Here is a 17003-nt window from a genome sequence, read left to right as displayed (position 1 = left end):
CATGACTGACATCCCACATTTCCCGCTCTCCGCCGTGGTCGGCGCCGATGATCTGAAACTGGCGCTGTATCTGACCGCCATCGACCCGAAGATCGGCGGCGTGCTGATCGAAGGCCCGCGTGGCATGGCCAAGTCAACTCTGGCCCGGGGCCTGGCGGATCTGCTGGCCAGCGGTCAGTTCGTCACCTTGCCGTTGGGCGCCACCGAAGAGCGGCTGGTCGGCACGCTGGATCTGGATGCGGCATTGAGCGACGGCCGCGCGCAGTTTTCTCCCGGCGTACTGGCCAAGGCTGATGGCGGCGTGCTGTATGTCGATGAAGTGAATCTGCTGCCGGATCATCTGGTGGATCTGCTGCTCGATGTGGCCGCCAGCGGCACCAACCTGATCGAGCGCGACGGCATTTCCCATCGGCATTCGGCGAAGTTCGTACTGATCGGCACGATGAACCCGGAAGAGGGCGAGTTGCGCCCGCAATTGCTCGATCGCTTTGGCCTGAACGTCGCCTTGAGTGGTCACACGGCGCCGGTCGAGCGCGGGCAGATCATTCGTCGGCGACTGGATTTCGACAGTGATCCGCAGACCTTCTGCGCACACTGGGAAGCCGAGCAACAAGCCCTGCGTGAGCGCTGTGAAAATGCCCGCAATGCCTTGGCGAATATTCCTCTCGACGATGAAGCACTGGCGCAGATCACCGAGCGTTGCTTTGCTGCCGGAGTCGATGGCCTGCGTGCCGATCTGGTCTGGCTGCGTGCTGCGCGGGCTCATGCGGCTTGGCGTGGTGCCGAAGCCATTGCCGAACAGGACATCGATGCGGTCGCCGAATTTGCATTGCGTCATCGCCGCCGCGAACAGCCTTCATCCAATGCGCAGCCTCCCGCGCAATCGCCGTCAGGCTCCCAGGCCGATCCGGCGCAAGGGCAGGGGCAATGGGGTGAAATGCCGGCGCCGGCCCTGGCCACCGGCGCGCGCCGCGAAGTGCCGGTCTGGCCAAAAAAGCCTTAGGCATTCGCCCCCGATCCGACGCGGGGGCGAATGCCAGACCCCGCGCCGGGCGCCTGGACAATGGCCGACAGGGCAAGCGTCACGCGGCTCGCAGTGGCTCGGTGAACTGGCCGGGAACATTGCTCAACGGTCGCCCGAAAGTACGCGCGGACCTGCTGTTTCAACTGCGCACCCGCACACCTCATGAACTGTGGCTGGTGATTGTCGATGCCTCGGCTTCTACCCGTCGTCATCAAGCGTTGAGCGATGCCAAAGGCGTACTCGCGCAACTGTTCGACGACGCTTACCGGCAACGGGCGCGACTCGCCTTACTGACTGCCAGCGGCTCCTCGCCGAAATGGCAGGTACAAGGTTTGAAAGCTTCCAGTGGATTGCGAGCGTGGCTGGATGATTTGGGTGCGGGAGGCGGCACGCCATTGCTGGCGGCGCTGAACGAGGCCGAACACTGGCTGACGGTGCGCCGCAAACGATTCCCCGCCGAACAACAGCGCCTGCTGGTGCTCACCGATGGGCGCTTGAAAGAATGGCCGGGATTGCCGGTGTTGGGATGTCCGGGCCTGTTGATCGACATCGAACGCGGGCCGATCCGGTTGGGCCGGGCCAGACAGTTGGCGACCGCACTGGACGCGGATTACCGGCATATCGACGACCTGCTGTCTGTCTGAGGTCTATGCTGCATCCAGCCCACATCACAAGGAGTGAATCATGCGCGTACTGGTTGCCAATCCTCAGGACGATTTTCGCGTAAAGGCTTACGCCGGCACCAACGGCGTGCTGCTGGCGATGGACCTCGCCGAACCCCGCCGCAAAGGCCTGCTGGGGTTTGCCATCGAGAAGCAGCAGGGCGACAAGCCGTGGCAGTTCCTGTTCAACAGCCTGACCTTCCCCGGCAAGGAACATACCTTCCCGCAGTTTCACGCCACGCCCAGTGATATCGCGCCGCTGCAGAAATTTCGCTGGGCCGATTACGCGGTCAATCCCGGTACCACGATGCATTACCGCGTACATCTTGCCTATGGCACGGCCAATGCGCCGGCGCTGGGGGAGTCGCTGGAGTTGAGCATTACTTCAGACGATGGTCATCCGGCCAATCAAAGCGTGATCTTCAACCGCGCCGTGGCCGCCAGTCAGGCGTTCCAGCGCAAGTTTCCGGATCTCGACGCGCAGATCAGCGCCAACAAGAACATGCCTATTGAAGCCTGGCCCGATGCTGCGCGGCAGTGGCTGGAAAATGGTCTGCTCGGGCGTTTACAGGGTTTTATCGAGCGCGCCCTAGACGGGCAATGGGCGCTGGACATCGCGATTTACGAGTATCAATTGCAAGCCATCATCGACACGGTGAACGCTGCATTCGATCGCGGTGTGCAGGTGCGGGTGCTGTATCACGCCAAGCCCGGTGACGAAGACACCACGATGAACGAGGCCAGCCTCGCCAAGTTGCCGGAAACCAGCAAGCGCGGGCGGGTGACCCACGATATTTTCCATGACAAGTTCATCGTCCTCAGTCGGATCGCTGGCGGCGAGCGGCAGCCCCAGGCCGTGCTGTGCGGCAGTACCAATTTCACCGCCAACGGTGTGTATCGTCAGGCCAACGTCGTGCACGTTCTGGACGACACCGCCGTCGCGGCCAGCTATCTGCAGACGTTCGAGCAGGTCTGGGCGACGCCGGCAGACGTCGGCGCCACCCGGGACTGGATCACCCAGCACAACCCGATGAACCCGACGCAACCGCTGTTTGTCGGGTTCTCGCCGCGCAGTGGTGGTGCCGATCTGCGCGAGTTCGTCGACATCATCAATGCGGCGAAGAAGGATGTGCTGTTCGTCACCGCGTTCACCTTGCCCGATGCGATTCTCAACGCTTTGCTCGGTCAGCCCCATGACGACATCCTGCGTTACGGCCTGCAAAACACCGCCAGTAGCATCACCGGATTCCACGCCGACCGGACGGCCGAGTTCGCCGCCACCGCGCTGCTCAACACCGGGCTGGAAGGCTGGCTGAAAGAGAACATGAAAGGCCAGAAGGGCAACCTGCTGGTGCACACCAAAGCCATCGTCACCGACTTCACCAGTGACAGCCCGACGATTATCAGCGGTAGCCACAACCTCAGCGCCGCGGCCAGCAATGGCAACGACGAGAATTTCCTGATCATTCGCGGCGACACCGAACTGGCGGACCGTTATGGCCTGGAATTGCTGCGCTTCTACGAACATTACCGCTTCCGCTATTTCGCGAAAAAACTGGCGCTGAAACAGGTACAGCCGCTGGCGGCGGATGACAGCTGGACCAACGACTACTACGTCGAAGGGGATTTGCGTCAGCTGTCTCGCCTGCGGTTTGCCGGGCGTTAGGGTTTATACGTCCATCGCCTGACGGTACTGCCGGGTGCGGCGACTGAGGTACAAGCGGTCGCGAATCAGCGCCCAGAGTGCCGACACTTCGGGATGCGGCTTGCGGCCCCGGCTCAGGCGCGCCATCTGGAAACGCACCACGGCCATGTTTGCCAGTGCGGCCAGCGGTTTGCGTTTCCAGCGGATCGGCGGCAGTTGCGGCTCGCTGTGCCGGCCTTCGCGCCAGTGTTTGACCAGGCTTGGTTCAATGGCCAGCGCGGTGGCGATGCCGGCCATGTCGATGCCGCTGTCGAGTACCTGTTCGACGATGGGCAGGCGCCGTATGCCACCGGTGACCATCACCGGCATGCGGGCCACGCTGGCCAGTTCGCTGGCCATTTCCAGAAAAAATGCCTCACGGGCCAGGGTGCGTCCGTCGCGGGCTTCGCCTTGCATCGCCGGGGCTTCGTAGCTGCCGCCTGACAGTTCCAGCAGGTCGATTGGCTGTTCGTTGAGCCATTCGATCACCTGACGAGCGTCGTCCGTGTCGAAACCGCCGCGCTGGAAGTCCGCCGAATTGAGTTTCACTGCAACGCAGAACTGTGGTGAAACGGCCTGACGCACAGCCTCGATCACCGACAGCAGCAGGCGTGCACGGTTTTCCAGCGAACCACCCCAGCGGTCGGTACGGCGATTGGTCAGCGGCGACAGAAACTGGCTGAGCAGATAGCCGTGAGCCGCGTGGATCTGGACGCCGGTGAATCCGGCTTTCTCGGCAAGCGCGGCACTCCTGGCGAAACGTTGAATGACCTCTTCGATGTCGTCCTCGGTCATCGGTTTGGGCTCGGCGAACAGTTTCGAGAACGAGCCCATTTCCAGTGCCACCGCTGATGGTGCCAACGCTTGCTGACCCATATTGGCGAAGGTCTGGCGGCCGGGGTGGTTGAGCTGCACCCAGACCTGCGCGCCGCCACTGCGGGCGATTTCAGCCCATTGACGGAAACGGTCCAGATGCCGCTCGTCTTCCAGCACCACGCCACCAGGGCCGGTCATGGCGCGGCGGTCGATCATGACGTTACCGGTCAGCAGCAACCCGGCGCCGCCTTCGGCCCAGGCCTGATACAAGCGGAACAGTTCACGGGACGGTGCCTGGTCACGATCCGCGAGGTTTTCTTCCATGGCGGCTTTGGCGATACGGTTGCCGACGGTCTGACCGTTGGGCAGTTTCAGAATCTGGAAGGGCGACATTGCTTGACTCCTCATCAGTGATGGAGAGAGGCTAAGCTTAAAGTTAACTTTAATGTCAAGCAGGCAATTCGAGGCTGAAATGAAAATTGGTGAACTGGCGCAACAGAGCGGGCTGAGCGCTTCGAGTATTCGCTTCTATGAGGCTCAGGGCCTGATTCCCAAAGTAGAGCGCTTGGGTAATGGTTATCGGCGCTACCCACCGCAAGTGCTGCAAACCCTGAACATCATCCGCAGTGCCCAGCAGGCGGGATTTTCCCTGGAAGAACTCAAGCAGTTGCTGCCAGCCGCCGGAACCGGCGAATTCAAGCATGAGGAGCTGGTGGAAGGCCTGACACGCAAGGTCGAGCAGATCGAAGTCATGCAGCAGCATCTGGCCCAAAGCAAGGCGCGGTTGCTGGAGGTGATCGACAGCATTCAATCCAAGCCCGAAGGCATGAGCTGCGGCGCGAATGCCGAACGGGTGCTGGCCTCGATCTACCCGGAATCCTGAGGCGGCGACGAAGGCGTACAGATTTTGAAATGATTTCCAGCTGTAGGAAAAGTCATCTGAGCCTGTACGCTTCAAGGCCTTTTTTCATTCAGGATTTGCATGAACACCCTCTCGGAGCCTCCCAGTTCTACTCAAAGAACCACGTTCCCTTCGCGCCATGGCGCGGTCTTGACGCACTCGCAGCATCCGGTTTTCCGACTCCCGACTATCGTTGATGGCGCAGCCTTCGAGCTTTCGCGCCGCACTTTGCCGTGCCCGGCAGCCTGAAATCACTGAAGAGAGATAGAGACAGAATATGGAATGGTTAGCGGATCCCACGGCATGGCTGGGCTTGTTGACACTGATCGTGCTGGAACTGGTACTGGGTATCGACAACCTGGTGTTTATCGCGATCCTGGCGGACAAACTGCCGCCGCATCAGCGCGACCGCGCACGAATCATCGGCTTGAGCCTGGCGCTGATCATGCGTCTTGGCCTGCTGGCGAGTATTTCCTGGCTGGTTACCCTCACGACACCGTTGTTCGAGGTGTTCGGCAAGAGCTTCTCTGGCCGTGACCTGATCATGCTGTTCGGTGGTGTGTTCCTGTTGTTCAAGGCGACCATGGAGTTGCACGAACGGCTTGAGGGTCACGTCGGCGAACGCTCGACCAACAACGCTTATGCGTTGTTCTGGCCGATCGTGGCGCAGATTGTCGTGCTTGATGCCGTGTTCTCTCTCGATGCGGTGATTACTGCCGTGGGCATGGTCGATGAACTGGCGGTGATGATGATCGCGGTGGTCGTGTCCATTGGCGTCATGATCGTTGCCAGCAAGCCGCTGACCCGTTTCGTCAACGCGCACCCGACAGTGATCATGCTCTGTCTGGGCTTCCTGATGATGATCGGTTTTGCCCTGACCGCCGAAGGTTTGGGCTTCCATATCCCGAAAGGTTATCTGTACGCCGCGATTGGTTTCTCGATCCTGATCGAAGTGTTCAACCAGATCGCCCGGGCCCGTCGCAAGCGCTCGATGCAGGGCTTGCGCCCGATGCGTGAGCGTACGGCCCACGCGGTGATGCGTTTGCTGGGAGGCCGCAAACTGGCGGTGGAAGAGGTCGGCGAAGAGATTTCCGACTTGCTGGACGATGGCGAAGCACCCAGTGCGGAGCTGTTCGACCGTCGCGAACGGGTGATGATCAGCGGCGTGCTGCAACTGGCCGAGCGTCCGATCCGCACGCTGATGACCGTGCGTGCGGATGTCGATCACATTGATCTGGCGGACGACGCAGCGGCGATTCGTACGCGACTGATGCATTCCTCCTACTCGCGCCTGCCACTGATTCGCAACGGCGCGGTGGATGAACCGTTGGGCTTCGTTCACAAGAAGGAGCTGCTCAAGGAATATCTGGCCGGCAACGAGCCAAATCTTGAACACGTGGCGCGCAAGACGCTGAACCTGCTCGACAGCTATTCGATCCTCAACGCACTGGAGCAGATGCGTGCGGCGTCGACCCACATTGCGTTCGTTGTAAACGAGTTCGGTGATTTTGTCGGCGTGTTGACCATGACCGACATTCTCGAATCGATCGCCGGTGAGTTGCCGGACGCCAGCGAAATCGCTGGCCCGGATGTGGTGGAAGAGCAGGGCGGGTTTGTGGTGAATGGTGCGATGAACCTGACGCGGATTCGCCAGCGCACCGGTTTCACGGCCGAACCGACCGAGGATTACCAGACCCTCGCCGGGTTGGTGATGAGTCTTCTGGATCGGCTGCCGATGAAGGGTGATCGCCTGGAACATGCCGGTTGGGGCATGACCGTGATGGCGGTCGAGGAGCGACGGGTAACGCGAGTGTTGCTCAAGCGTGAGGCCTGACGGCCTCACTGATGAAAGGTATACCGGTCTTTGCCGGTGTGCTTTGACTCATACAACGCTTCGTCAGCCTTGATCAGGGCCTGGTTGAGGGTATCGCCATCTTCGACCCGGGCCACACCGATGCTGATGGTCACCGGATGCCGGGTGGTTTGCTCACGAACCACCCGGCATAACTCACCGGCCAATGCCTCGACGTCCTCGCGGCGTACGCCCGCCAGATAAATCGCAAACTCCTCGCCACCCAGTCGCGCGTATTCGAACGGTGCCATTACCGCTTTGATGTCTGCTGCGATCCGCTTGAGCACTTCATCGCCGATGTCGTGGCCGTACACATCATTCACTTTCTTGAAGTTGTCGATGTCGATCATCGCCAGGTAATGGTCGTGCTCGCGAGGCGCTGCTTGCAGGCTCTTTTCGGCACGGGTCATGAACGAGCGGCGGTTGGGGATTTCAGTCAGCGTGTCGTTGTAGGCTTGATCCAGCAACAGCTTGGACATGATGTAGTTGTAGAGCTTGGTCTCGCGCAGCTTCAAAAACGTATAGATCGTCAACGCACAGAGAAACACACTGTAGGCGATGGTCATGACGCCTTTGAGTTCCAGCAGGCCGATACCGGTCCCCATGAAGGGGTTGAGTATCAGCCAGGTGACGACTTGCGCACCGAAGAACGACCAGCGACTGAGGGGCAGCACGGAGGCGCTGTAAAGCGTGGTGGCGGCAGCGAGCACCAGCCAGATGCCATGAAAGGTCGGCGGCAGACCGTCGATCACCAGCCGTATGCCCAGGGTGATGAGGAACACGAAGGTCAGGTTAAGCCAGTCGAAGTGACGGGCTTTGCGCGTAAACATCAACACCACAGCAAGTACGGCGAACGCTGCGATGAACACCATAGAGCGCCAGGTGAAGCCCTGATCGCCGAGGAAACTGACGATCAGATCGAAGGCCAGCCAGATGCCCATGCTGGCCAGATAGATCAGCAGGCAGAACGAATGCAGCCGCTCGAACTCATGCTGGATGAACTCGTCCCACAGTTCGGCGGGCGCGGTTCGCTTCAGGACTTCATCTTCAATGGTTTTGTACATTGCTGCCCGGATGCTTGCGCTGGTTGTCGAGAATCACCTGTCCCCACGGCCGGTATCGCAGGGAAAACACGGCACTTTGATGACAGCCGGTGGAGGCGGCATCCGGGGTTGCCGGCTCGGCGCGGAAAGCCTCGCCTTCACGGCTGACCTGGCGGAACGCTTCACGCACGATGCCGACGGAGCAGGGCAGTGCGCTGGCATAGCCGTTGCGCACCAGCACTGGCAGGCGTCCGGTACCCGCGCCGTCCTGCCACCAGACCTGTGCGCCGGCTGCTGTCAGATCCCCCAGCCATTGGGCGTTGACTGTCGGGGCCAGCTTGCCGGCACTGAAGGCGCTGACATGCAGCGGTGCGTCCAGTTTTGCGGCGAAATCCTTCAACTGACGCTGGAGCGTTGCCCGCCGGTCGGCTGCCAGAAAGTGCAAGTCATCCAGTTCCAGCGGCAAATACCAACCGCTGACCGGCAGCTTCCATTCCAGGCGCAACTTCTGTTGCTGCGCCAGCGATTGTCCCAGTTGCGCTTGCCAGTAGGCGCCGAGGCCGGCGCTGTCAAGTTCGTCGATGCGTTTGTAGTACGCCGGATCCATCGACAACCCGAGCACCAGTTGCAGGCCTTGCTGTAGGGCGAGTTTCAGGCTGTTGGCGAGCCATCCATTGGCGCCGCCAAAGTCCGAGTCACCGTACGCAGTCCATTGCACAATCACGGTTCGCGTGCCTTGCCGGGCCGTGTCCTGCCAGACTTTCTGCCACTGCGCCTGGGTCAGGCCGGCGTCGACATTCAGCGGCTGATAGAACACCCGTTCATCGGCCCGTGCGAGAGTGGCGCAGAGCAGCAGGAAGAAACACAACATCCATCGAGCCATCAGAAATTCCACTCCACGCCCAGCAGCACACCGTTGCCGCCTTCATACAGATTGCCGCCCAGCGACTGTTGATATTCGGTGCGTACCGTCAGTTTCGAGCGGTAGGCGTTGTAGCGGTCTTCGTCGTACCACCATTGCCAGCGCAGACCGACGCCCGTACGCAGATCCTGGCGCCAGTCGTTGCTCGGATCCTGGCTGGCAAATTCAAGGAAGCCGTAAGGCATGATCGTCTGGGCACCGCTGTTCGGCAGTTTCCACGCATGCCCCTGCTGGAATCGCGACAGCCACTGGTGATCGCCGGCCTTGGTCCACCAGGCGGCATCGAGGTAGAGGAAGCGCTCGTCCCAGTCGTTTTCGTCGACGCGCCAGTCGTTGCGGTACTTGCCCTGATCGAGGAATGAGGCCGTAGCGCGCAGCAGGTAGTCGGTGGAGGTGTGGCCGTCCTGGCGATGATCATTGATCTGATCCAGCAGTTTTTCCGGCACCAGCATCTGGCCGAGGCTCAGGCTGTGGTTGTCGTCATCGTTGAACTGGCTCTGTTTGTAGATCTCACCGTAGAAGTTGATGTTCTGCGTGCCCCACGGCTTGTAGCGCAGGCCGACGCCGGCGGCGAGGGACTCGGCGTAACGGGAGCGACCCTGCCCACCAAGCAGTACGCGACCGTACACCGACAGCGTGCTGCCGGCGCGGCTCGGTTCATCGCCGAGGGCGTGGTCCCACATCGCCAGTTGTACGTTTTGCGAGTCGGCGCGGCGGTTCGAACCTTTGCTCTCGTCCGGGCGCACGAAGTCATTGGTCGACACTCCGGCCGGCGACCAGGTGCTGGCAATCGTCCGGCTGTCACGGCGGGAGAGGGTTTCATGGGCCCGGCGCTGACGGTAGCGCCGGGCCTCCATGCTGCCGTCCTCGTCGTCAGCGGCTACCGGGTTCTGTTCCAGATCGATCACCCGGCGCAGTTCCTTGCGGGCCGAGGCGCTGTCTTCCACTTCGTCATAACGCCAGGCCAGGGTTTCGCCGAGTCGATAATCCTCGGGGAAGTCACGGGTGGCCTGTTGCAGGTAGGGGATTGCGGTGGCGCGTTCTTCGCGGGTTTCGGCGCCGGCCAGGCGCATGCCGTAGTCGGCGCGGTAACGCGGGTTGTTCGGATCGCGGCGCACAGCCTCGGCCAGCCATGCAGTGCTTTGCGGCAAGTCGCCGGCCTTTTGTGCGGTGACCGACGCTGCGTAGAAATGCCCGGCGTCCGGTGCTTGCTGCAAGGCTTTACGCTGACGCTCCAGCGCCTGGGCATGATCGCCACGGGCATCGGCGATGGCTGAACCGAGGGCCCACTCATTGGCGCCCCGCGTCGTGCTTTGCTGCCAGTAACCTTCAGCGGCCTGGCTGTCACCTGCATTCAGCGCACTGCGGCTGGCGGTAAGGCGGGCGTTGTCGCTCAGTTCTGTTGCGGGAATACTGCGCCAGATGGCCAGCGCTCCTGCGGAATCGCCTGCGGCTTCGAGAGCGTAGGCCAGGGGCAGCCGGCTGCTGCGGTCACCGAGTTTTTCCGCTTGCTGGTAATACACGACCGCTTCGCCCGGTCGATCCGGCATCGCACAACGACCCAGGGCACGGTAATCGCCGGCGACTTGCGGATGGTTGCCGATGGCTTGCTGAACGGCATCGCACTGGCCGTTTTCTGCGAGCTGCGCGAGCAATTGACCACGGGTGGTGCCATCCACGCGGGTGAGCAACGAAGCCATGCGCCGTTTTTGTTCTGGTGTCGTGGTTTTCGAAGCCGCATACAGACCGGCCAGACGTTGGAGTGCTGTGGCCGGCAAGCGTCCTTGATGACGGTCGAACGCGGTTTCCAGCAACTGTTGCGCCTGTGCGTGATCGCCATTGTTTACCGCCAGATAGGTGGCCTGGTTCAGCGAGTTCAGGTTGCCGGTCTGCCGGTAGTGAAGCTCCCACAAGGTTTGTGCTTCGGTCATGCGTCCCATGCGTTGCGACAGTTCCGCCCGACGTTTGACGATTTCAGGTGTTTGCGTCTGGCCGGCCAGCCACGCATCGACCTTGTCGCTGCGCCCCTGATCCTGCCAGACATTCAAGATTTGCTCCTGGCGGCGACTGTCCCAGGGCTGCGGCAGTCGGGTGGTTTGCAACAGGTCGGTGGCTTGCAGGCGTTGTGCGAGTATCAGCCAGGTTTGCGGGTCTTCGTCAGGTGTGCAGCCGCGAAATTGCTTGAGCGCTGCTTCCGGGTCCTGGCGCGACAACCATTCGGCGGTCTCCAGGCAAGGCCGCTGCAGGTCGTTGCTCAAGCGCTGCACGGTCGGCACGTCTTCGGTCTTGCGCGCCAGTTCCCACAGGCGCTGGCGTTGTGCCGGGTCGGCCAGATCGGAGTCCGGCAACGACTGAATCCAGCGTTGTGCCTGTTGCTCGTGGCCCATGGCAATGGCGCGGTCGACCATTGCGAGGCGGACTTTGCGTGCGGCCTCGGGGCTCGGGGCCTGTTGCAACAGTTGTTGCAACGGTTTTTTCGTCGAGGCGCTGCACGTAGGCATTGGCCAGACGTTGCCAGCCTTCGGCATCCAGCTGTTTGCGTGCTGCGAGCGGTGCGAGCTGATCGATGGTGCCGCTCCAGTCGCGCAGTTGCTCCGACCAGTTGGCCCGCGCCAGACGCAGGATATTGTCATCGCCCTTGGGCGACAGTTGTGCGAGCCAGTCGTGGGCCTTGGCCGCGCCGCCGAACTTGGCCAGGCTCAGGCTATATGCCTGCCACAGGCGTACGCGGTCATTCAGGCTGCTAGTGGCCATCCAGCTTTCAACCTGAGTGCTGGTCGGCGGATCCTGTTCGATCCAGGTCAGGCGCAGGTCAAGAAGGGCGTCGCTGTTGGCCGGCAACGCTTGCATCGCGTCTTTGTAGCGGCGTTGTTTGGCCAGCGACTCAACCAGCAGTGCCCGGGCCTCATCGTTTTTCGGGACCTTTTCCAGCAAGTGGCGCATCAGGCGCTCGACTTCTTTCCAGTTGCCCTTTTTCGCTTCGCGATAACTGCGGTCCATGTAGGGATAGCTGCGGAACTGTTCGAAGTCGCTCAGCGGTGCAGCCTGTAGCGGGTATGCGGTGCTCAGGCCCAGCAGCAGGCTGCCCATCAGCAAGGTGTGACGATGCACAGGCTTCATGCGACCTCCCGGACAATGCGGTAGGCGGCTTGCTGTTCACTGGCCTGGTCGGCCAGGGCCTGTTCCAGGACTTCCTGGGTGATCATGCCCCGGGAAATCAGGTGTTCGCCGAGCGACATCTGTTCGGCGTCAAAGTCGATCAGCGCCTGATTGAAAAGAGTCGGCGGCACCATGCCGCGTACCTGCAACAGATTGCCCAGCAGCACCTGATGGCGGCTGACCCGCTCCAGCAAGGCTTCATCGTCCTGATGGCGCTCAAGCACTTCGAGCATATGACGCACTTCCTCATTCTGGCGGGGACTGGCGTACCAGTAGCGAATCCCCAACGTGACGCGGCCCTGGGGTGCCAGACGGCTACGCACCGGGCGTTTCAATTGACGGCTGATGGCGCCGAGCGAGACCTGGCTGACCGGGCCTTCGGAGGCCAGAATCAGGGTGTCGCCTTCTTCGGCTACCGGCAGCACGCCGTAGTGCGATGCGACCCGGCGTGGCACGGCATCGATCAGGCGCTTGTCGAGCTTGAACGGGTTGAGCGGCGCCCACTCCAGATCCAGCTGTTCGGCCAGGGTTTGTACAAGCTGTGTGCTGTCGATGTATTCGCGCAACAGCAATTCGCGCCCCAGACGCCGGCGCACCGGGCTAGTGATCGCCGCTTCCAGTTGCTCTTCGGTCAGCAGGCCTTTCTCCACCAGTCGATGGCCGAGCGGGGTACGTTGCGCCTTGGTCAGTGCCGGGAATTCGTGGGTGGTCTTGTCCCAGGCCACGCGCCGCGAGTCGCCCATCTCCATCACCTGGCGCAGGGCGCGCAGGTTGGCGAAGAAGTTAACGAAGTTGCTCCACATCATGCGCGGCGCCGACAACAGGCCTTCCACCAATCCGTAGTAACGGGTAACGAACCAGCCACGCTGGAACAGACGGTTGAACAGCATCAGCCCGTTGAGCCACAGCAGCACCGAAAGCAACGAACTGTCGGCAAGGATCGACGGGTAGCGCCAAGAGTCCGGGGAAATCACCGTGACCGCCCACATCGCCAGCAGCACCAGGAACAGCAGGTTGACCAGAAAACTCAGCAGGTAGGCGATCAAGCCGCGACGGTCACGCCACAGGAAGTAATTGAGCAGACCCTTGCGGCTCCAGCCGAGGTTCTTGGTGCCCTGAAACACGATGCCGACGATCCATCGCGACTTCTGCCGGATCGCGTGCTGCAGGTCCCGTGGGAAATGTTCCCGCACACAGATCACCTGAGAGAACTCGCGGTTCATCCCGAACACCCAGGGTTGTTCCAGCGCCAGTTTCGGATCGCTGACCGAATAGCGGGCGAAGATGCATTTCATGCCTTTCTGCTTCAGACGGAAACCGATGTCGTAGTCTTCGGTGAGACTCTGCACATCGAAGGCAATGCCGTCGCCGTCTTCCAGCAGGGCGCTGATGGCTTTACGGCTGAAGCAAGTGCCAACGCCGGCGCTGGGTACCTGGCCGGTGAGGGCTTCGCGGACGATGACGTCCTTGCCGTGGTTTTCGGCGAACTCATCGACGTAGTGGCCGGCAGTGAAACCCTTCCATTCTGGTGCGTAGGGGTAGACCGGAATCTGGATCAGGTCCTTGTTCGGCAGCAGGTAGTTGTAGAGGCGCAATTCCATCGGCGAAATCACGTCTTCGGCATCGTGCAGGATGAACCCGGCGAACTGGATTTTCGCCTCGCTCTCGAAGCGCAGGATCGCGTCGATGATGTTGTTCAGGCAGTCGGCCTTGCTGGTCGGGCCAGGTCGGGCGCACACCACTTTGTGCACGTTGGGGTAGTGCTGGCAGACCGCGTCGACATCGGCCTGGGTCTCGGCGTCGTTGGGGTAGGTGCCGACGAAAATCTGATAGTTCTCATAGTCGATGGTCGAGGCGGCCAGCCGCGCCATCTCGCCGACCACGCCGACTTCGTTCCACGCCGGCACCATGATCGCCAGCGGCTTCTCGGGAATCGAATACAGGCGTTCCTCGTCGGCACGTTTGAATTTCTCGTAGATCCGCCAGCGCCGGATGAACTTGCGGCTCCAGTACACCAGATCGATGAACAGGTCATCGAGGCCAAGGATGAACATCAGCAGGGCGAGGATGATCGCCACATACTTCAGACCAAACAGCACATACGCAAAGAAGTCGACCCAACCCAGACTCATACGCCGTTACCCGCCGCCGAGCGTGCGCTCAGCCAGGCGTGCAGGCGTTTGGCGATGCGTTCACTGGCGTGGCCGTCACCGTAGGGGCTGTGGACGCGGCTCATGCGTTGGTAGGTTGCTTCGTCATCGAGCAACTGGCTGGCTTCCTTGACGATCTTCGCGGTGTCGGTGCCCACCAGCAACACCGTGCCGCCCTCGAGCACGGAGGGGCGTTCGGTGACGTCACGCAATACCAGTAGCGGTTTGCCGATGGCCGGCGCCTCCTCCTGGACACCGCCGGAGTCGGTCAGGATGAAGTGCGCACGGCCCATCAGCCAGACGAAGTTCGGGTAATCCTGAGGGGCGACCAGATAAATGTTGGGTTTGTCGGCGAGCATGCCGTACACCGCGCTTTGCACCTGCGGGTTGAGGTGTACCGGATAGACAAATTGCACATCCGGGTAGCGCAGGGCGAGGTCGGCCAGGGCCTGGCAGATGTTCTGGAAACCGTCGCCGAGGTTTTCCCGGCGATGGCCGGTGATCAGCACCATGCGACGGTTGTCGTCGAGCACCGACAACGGGGAATCCGCCGCCGGCCGCCACTGGCTTTGCTGCTGGTGCGTGCGCATCCACAGCAGCGCATCGATCACGGTGTTGCCAGTGATTTCGATGTTGTCTTGAGGCACGCCTTCGCGCAGCAGATTGGCTTCGGCCTTGCCGGTCGGCGGAAAGTGCAGGTCGGCAATGACGCCGGTCAGGCGCCGGTTGGCTTCTTCCGGCCAGGGCGCGCGCAGGTTACCGGTGCGCAAGCCTGCCTCGACGTGGCCGATTGGCAACTGGCGATTGAAGGCGGCGAGGGCGGCAATGAAGCTGGTGGTGGTATCGCCGTGGACCAGCACGATGTCCGGTTTGACCCGTTCGTAGGCCTGATCGAGTTGTGCAAGCAGATGTTGCGAGAGACCGTTGAGGGTCTGGCCCTGGGTCATGACTTGCAGGTCTTCATCGACCGTCAGTTCGAACGCGTCGAGCACTTGCTTGAGCATCTCCCGATGCTGGCCGGTCGAGCAGATGTTGAGTTTGATGTCGGGCCACTGACGCAGAACCCGGGCCAGCGGGGCCATTTTGATGGCCTCCGGGCGAGTACCGAAAACCATCATGACGTTAAAGGACATTAGACCCCTCCTGGGACGAAGCAAGGCCGTGGCCGATTGGCCAACAGCACCTATCTCTTTCTGAGAAATAAAGAAAAGCAGCCGGATGGGAGCTTGTCCAATCCGGCCTCGAGGCTAGTTGTTACAGATCAATTGGAACGAAAGTGCCATTATCTGATGGCTCTTAGGTGGCACTTTCAGGAAAAGTTCCATCGTTTTGCGCGGGGGATGGTGCAGAGGGTACGCAGGGTGTGGCGAAGCCAGCTCAGGTCATGGGCTGGTTTGCGTGGCGGGGCGGAATATCTGGTTTTGCCGAGGAATTGGGTGAAATCTTGCAGGAGGGATTCATCCGTGCCGATGCCTTTAAGTTTTTTGACCAGTACGCCTTCCTTGTAAAACAACACCGTCGGAGTGCCCGTGACATCGGGATGTCGACACGACTGTGCGGTATCGAGCATGAAGATATCCATCCAGGGCCGAAAGGGCTTGGCGATCTCGAGAAAAACGGGACCGGAAAACACACAGGCACCGCAATGCTGGTTGAAGAAGTACAGGACGACGAGGCGCCTGGCTTTCAAGACCTTCCGGTACGTCGGAGGCAGCGCTGAATATCGAGTCGGCTTCGTCATTGGAGCCTCCTGATCAATGAATCTGAAAGGCCTTTGACGTTAAAGCAGGGCAAAACGGCGGTCTACTGTCAGAAATTACAGGTAGGTCCTACAAAGGATAATTTCGTCCTACTTTGCTGCCAGAGCATTCCCTCAGAAGACTCAGATCCGCAGACGCCAAGCAGTTGGTATCGTTTTTCAGGCGTTTATCAAAGGAGCTCCTGATGGGCAGCGATGCAGGTTTGAAAGCAGTTTCCGTAGCAAAAGGATTGAAGTCAGATGCGCCCTGGAGTGCTATTTTCAGCACTCTGAAAAGCACTCCGAGGCAACCCTTCATGACACATATTGTCCTTTCCCAAGTCGTAGCGAGCATTTCCGAACTGAAAAAAATCCCATGGGTACTGTCGCAGCAGGCGGAGGTGATTCAGTTGCAATTCTCAACCGCAGTGAGTAGAATGCCCATTCACCTCGTAGCCAGTTGTGCCGATGAATATCCCTAATCTGATTACCGTTCTCCGTGTCCTGCTTATCCCGATCTTCATTTTGCTGTTCTATCTGCCTTACCAGTGGAGTTATCTGGCTTCAAGTTCGGTCTTTGCCTTTGCGGCAGCAACGGACTGGCTGGATGGTTATCTGGCGCGACGCCTGGAGCAAAGCACTCCGTTTGGTGCGTTTCTGGATCCCGTCGCTGACAAGTTGATGGTTGCTGTTGCACTGGTGTTGCTGGTGCAAGAACACGGTAACTTGTGGCTCACACTGCCGGCGGCCGTCATCATCGGTCGCGAGATCGTCGTTTCGGCGCTGCGTGAGTGGATGGCCGAGCTCGGTGCGCGGGCCCATGTGGCGGTGTCGAATTTGGGCAAATGGAAAACCGCTGCACAAATGCTTGCGTTGGTGATCCTCCTGGCCAACCCCAAGATTTTCAGCTTCTGGGTTTTCATCGGTTATGCGTTGCTGATGGTATCGGCAGGCCTGACTCTGTGGTCGATGGTTCAATACCTCCGGGCTGCCTGGCCGCATCTGAAGACCGATGTTGAAAAGAAATAAAACTTTTTTGAATCAAAGGGTTG

Annotated in this window: 12 protein-coding genes and 2 pseudogenes; 7 read left to right on the top strand and 7 right to left on the bottom strand. The window is 60.5% G+C overall.

The features are described 5' to 3' along the window. The first annotated feature begins 1 nt into the window (after nt 1). Genes R1A29_RS15155 through R1A29_RS15145 form a run of 3 tightly spaced genes read left to right on the top strand, consistent with a single transcriptional unit; the run spans nt 2 to nt 3352 of the window. Nucleotides 2-1003, top strand: a complete 1002-nt coding sequence (locus R1A29_RS15155; RefSeq protein WP_438298768.1) for an ATP-binding protein — start codon at nt 2-4, stop codon at nt 1001-1003. Continuing rightward, complete coding sequence (locus tag R1A29_RS15150; protein ID WP_438302049.1) at nt 985-1668, top strand: vWA domain-containing protein; 684 nt, start codon at nt 985-987, stop codon at nt 1666-1668. Before R1A29_RS15155 ends, R1A29_RS15150 begins: the two co-directional genes overlap by 19 nt. Before the next feature lie 40 nt (nt 1669-1708). Then, nucleotides 1709-3352, top strand: a complete 1644-nt coding sequence (locus tag R1A29_RS15145; protein ID WP_438298767.1) for a phospholipase D-like domain-containing protein — start codon at nt 1709-1711, stop codon at nt 3350-3352. Nucleotides 3353-3355: 3 nt separating this feature from the next. Here the strand turns inward: R1A29_RS15145 and R1A29_RS15140 are convergent, their stop codons facing one another. Further along, nucleotides 3356-4579 (bottom strand): NADH:flavin oxidoreductase/NADH oxidase family protein, encoded by a 1224-nt coding sequence (locus R1A29_RS15140; protein ID WP_438298766.1) that lies wholly within the window; start codon nt 4577-4579, stop codon nt 3356-3358. Nucleotides 4580-4658: 79 nt separating this feature from the next. On the opposite strand from R1A29_RS15140, the gene R1A29_RS15135 reads away from it, so the two are divergent. Beyond that, a complete protein-coding gene (locus tag R1A29_RS15135; RefSeq protein ID WP_085710079.1) occupies nt 4659-5069 on the top strand; it encodes a MerR family transcriptional regulator in 411 nt (136 codons plus the stop codon). 295 nt (nt 5070-5364) lie between these two features. After that, nucleotides 5365-6921 carry a TerC family protein gene (locus R1A29_RS15130; RefSeq protein WP_438298765.1) on the top strand — a complete coding sequence of 519 codons (1557 nt, stop codon included), beginning with the start codon at nt 5365-5367 and terminating at the stop codon, nt 6919-6921. Between the two features lie 5 nt (nt 6922-6926). On the opposite strand, the gene R1A29_RS15125 is transcribed toward R1A29_RS15130, so the two are convergent. From R1A29_RS15125 to R1A29_RS15100, 6 genes and pseudogenes are all read right to left on the bottom strand, one after another. Continuing rightward, a complete protein-coding gene (locus R1A29_RS15125; protein ID WP_432216793.1) occupies nt 6927-8003 on the bottom strand; it encodes a diguanylate cyclase domain-containing protein in 1077 nt (358 codons plus the stop codon). After that, on the bottom strand, nt 7987-8865 hold the full coding sequence (locus tag R1A29_RS15120) for a DUF4434 family protein (RefSeq protein WP_438298764.1): 879 nt from the start codon (nt 8863-8865) through the stop codon (nt 7987-7989). Before R1A29_RS15120 ends, R1A29_RS15125 begins: the two co-directional genes overlap by 17 nt. Further along, nucleotides 8865-12024 (bottom strand): annotated as a pseudogene (locus R1A29_RS15115) (NfrA family protein). The gene R1A29_RS15120 and the pseudogene R1A29_RS15115 overlap by 1 nt, the downstream one beginning before the upstream one ends. Further along, nucleotides 12021-14195: a cyclic di-3',5'-guanylate-activated glycosyltransferase NfrB gene (nfrB, locus tag R1A29_RS15110; RefSeq protein ID WP_085710074.1), complete on the bottom strand. Its 2175-nt coding sequence runs from the start codon at nt 14193-14195 to the stop codon at nt 12021-12023. Before nfrB ends, R1A29_RS15115 begins: the two are co-directional and overlap by 4 nt. Next, nucleotides 14192-15346: a non-hydrolyzing UDP-N-acetylglucosamine 2-epimerase gene (wecB, locus tag R1A29_RS15105; protein ID WP_248740611.1), complete on the bottom strand. Its 1155-nt coding sequence runs from the start codon at nt 15344-15346 to the stop codon at nt 14192-14194. The genes nfrB and wecB overlap by 4 nt, the downstream gene beginning before the upstream one ends. A gap of 176 nt (nt 15347-15522) precedes the next feature. Further along, a complete protein-coding gene (locus R1A29_RS15100) occupies nt 15523-15954 on the bottom strand; it encodes a thioredoxin family protein (RefSeq protein WP_438298763.1) in 432 nt (143 codons plus the stop codon). 314 nt (nt 15955-16268) lie between these two features. Here R1A29_RS15100 and R1A29_RS15095 point away from each other — a divergent pair. Both R1A29_RS15095 and pgsA read left to right on the top strand, forming a co-directional pair. Continuing rightward, nucleotides 16269-16384 (top strand): annotated as a pseudogene (locus tag R1A29_RS15095) (plasmid stabilization protein); the annotation flags it as partial. A 35-nt stretch (nt 16385-16419) separates the two neighbouring features. Further along, nucleotides 16420-16980: a CDP-diacylglycerol--glycerol-3-phosphate 3-phosphatidyltransferase gene (gene pgsA / locus R1A29_RS15090; protein WP_207986219.1), complete on the top strand. Its 561-nt coding sequence runs from the start codon at nt 16420-16422 to the stop codon at nt 16978-16980. Nucleotides 16981-17003: the final 23 nt, after the last annotated feature.

Source organism: Pseudomonas sp. NMS19W (assembly GCF_051554255.1).
GTDB lineage: Bacteria > Pseudomonadota > Gammaproteobacteria > Pseudomonadales > Pseudomonadaceae > Aquipseudomonas > Aquipseudomonas kribbensis.
The sequence above is the reverse complement of the archived record's forward strand: the minus strand, read 5'-3'. Positions and strand labels throughout refer to the sequence as shown.

What these genes read in the sequence shown, in the direction of transcription:
- R1A29_RS15140 (WP_438298766.1), bottom strand. Translation starts at nt 4,579, where the DNA reads ATGTCGCCCTTCCAGATTCTGAAACTGCCCAACGGTCAGACCGTCGGC.
- pgsA (WP_207986219.1), top strand. Translation starts at nt 16,420, where the DNA reads ATGAATATCCCTAATCTGATTACCGTTCTCCGTGTCCTGCTTATCCCG.
- wecB (WP_248740611.1), bottom strand. Translation starts at nt 15,346, where the DNA reads ATGTCCTTTAACGTCATGATGGTTTTCGGTACTCGCCCGGAGGCCATC.
- R1A29_RS15135 (WP_085710079.1), top strand. Translation starts at nt 4,659, where the DNA reads ATGAAAATTGGTGAACTGGCGCAACAGAGCGGGCTGAGCGCTTCGAGT.
- R1A29_RS15125 (WP_432216793.1), bottom strand. Translation starts at nt 8,003, where the DNA reads ATGTACAAAACCATTGAAGATGAAGTCCTGAAGCGAACCGCGCCCGCC.
- R1A29_RS15100 (WP_438298763.1), bottom strand. Translation starts at nt 15,954, where the DNA reads ATGACGAAGCCGACTCGATATTCAGCGCTGCCTCCGACGTACCGGAAG.
- R1A29_RS15120 (WP_438298764.1), bottom strand. Translation starts at nt 8,865, where the DNA reads ATGGCTCGATGGATGTTGTGTTTCTTCCTGCTGCTCTGCGCCACTCTC.
- R1A29_RS15130 (WP_438298765.1), top strand. Translation starts at nt 5,365, where the DNA reads ATGGAATGGTTAGCGGATCCCACGGCATGGCTGGGCTTGTTGACACTG.
- R1A29_RS15155 (WP_438298768.1), top strand. Translation starts at nt 2, where the DNA reads ATGACTGACATCCCACATTTCCCGCTCTCCGCCGTGGTCGGCGCCGAT.
- nfrB (WP_085710074.1), bottom strand. Translation starts at nt 14,195, where the DNA reads ATGAGTCTGGGTTGGGTCGACTTCTTTGCGTATGTGCTGTTTGGTCTG.
- R1A29_RS15145 (WP_438298767.1), top strand. Translation starts at nt 1,709, where the DNA reads ATGCGCGTACTGGTTGCCAATCCTCAGGACGATTTTCGCGTAAAGGCT.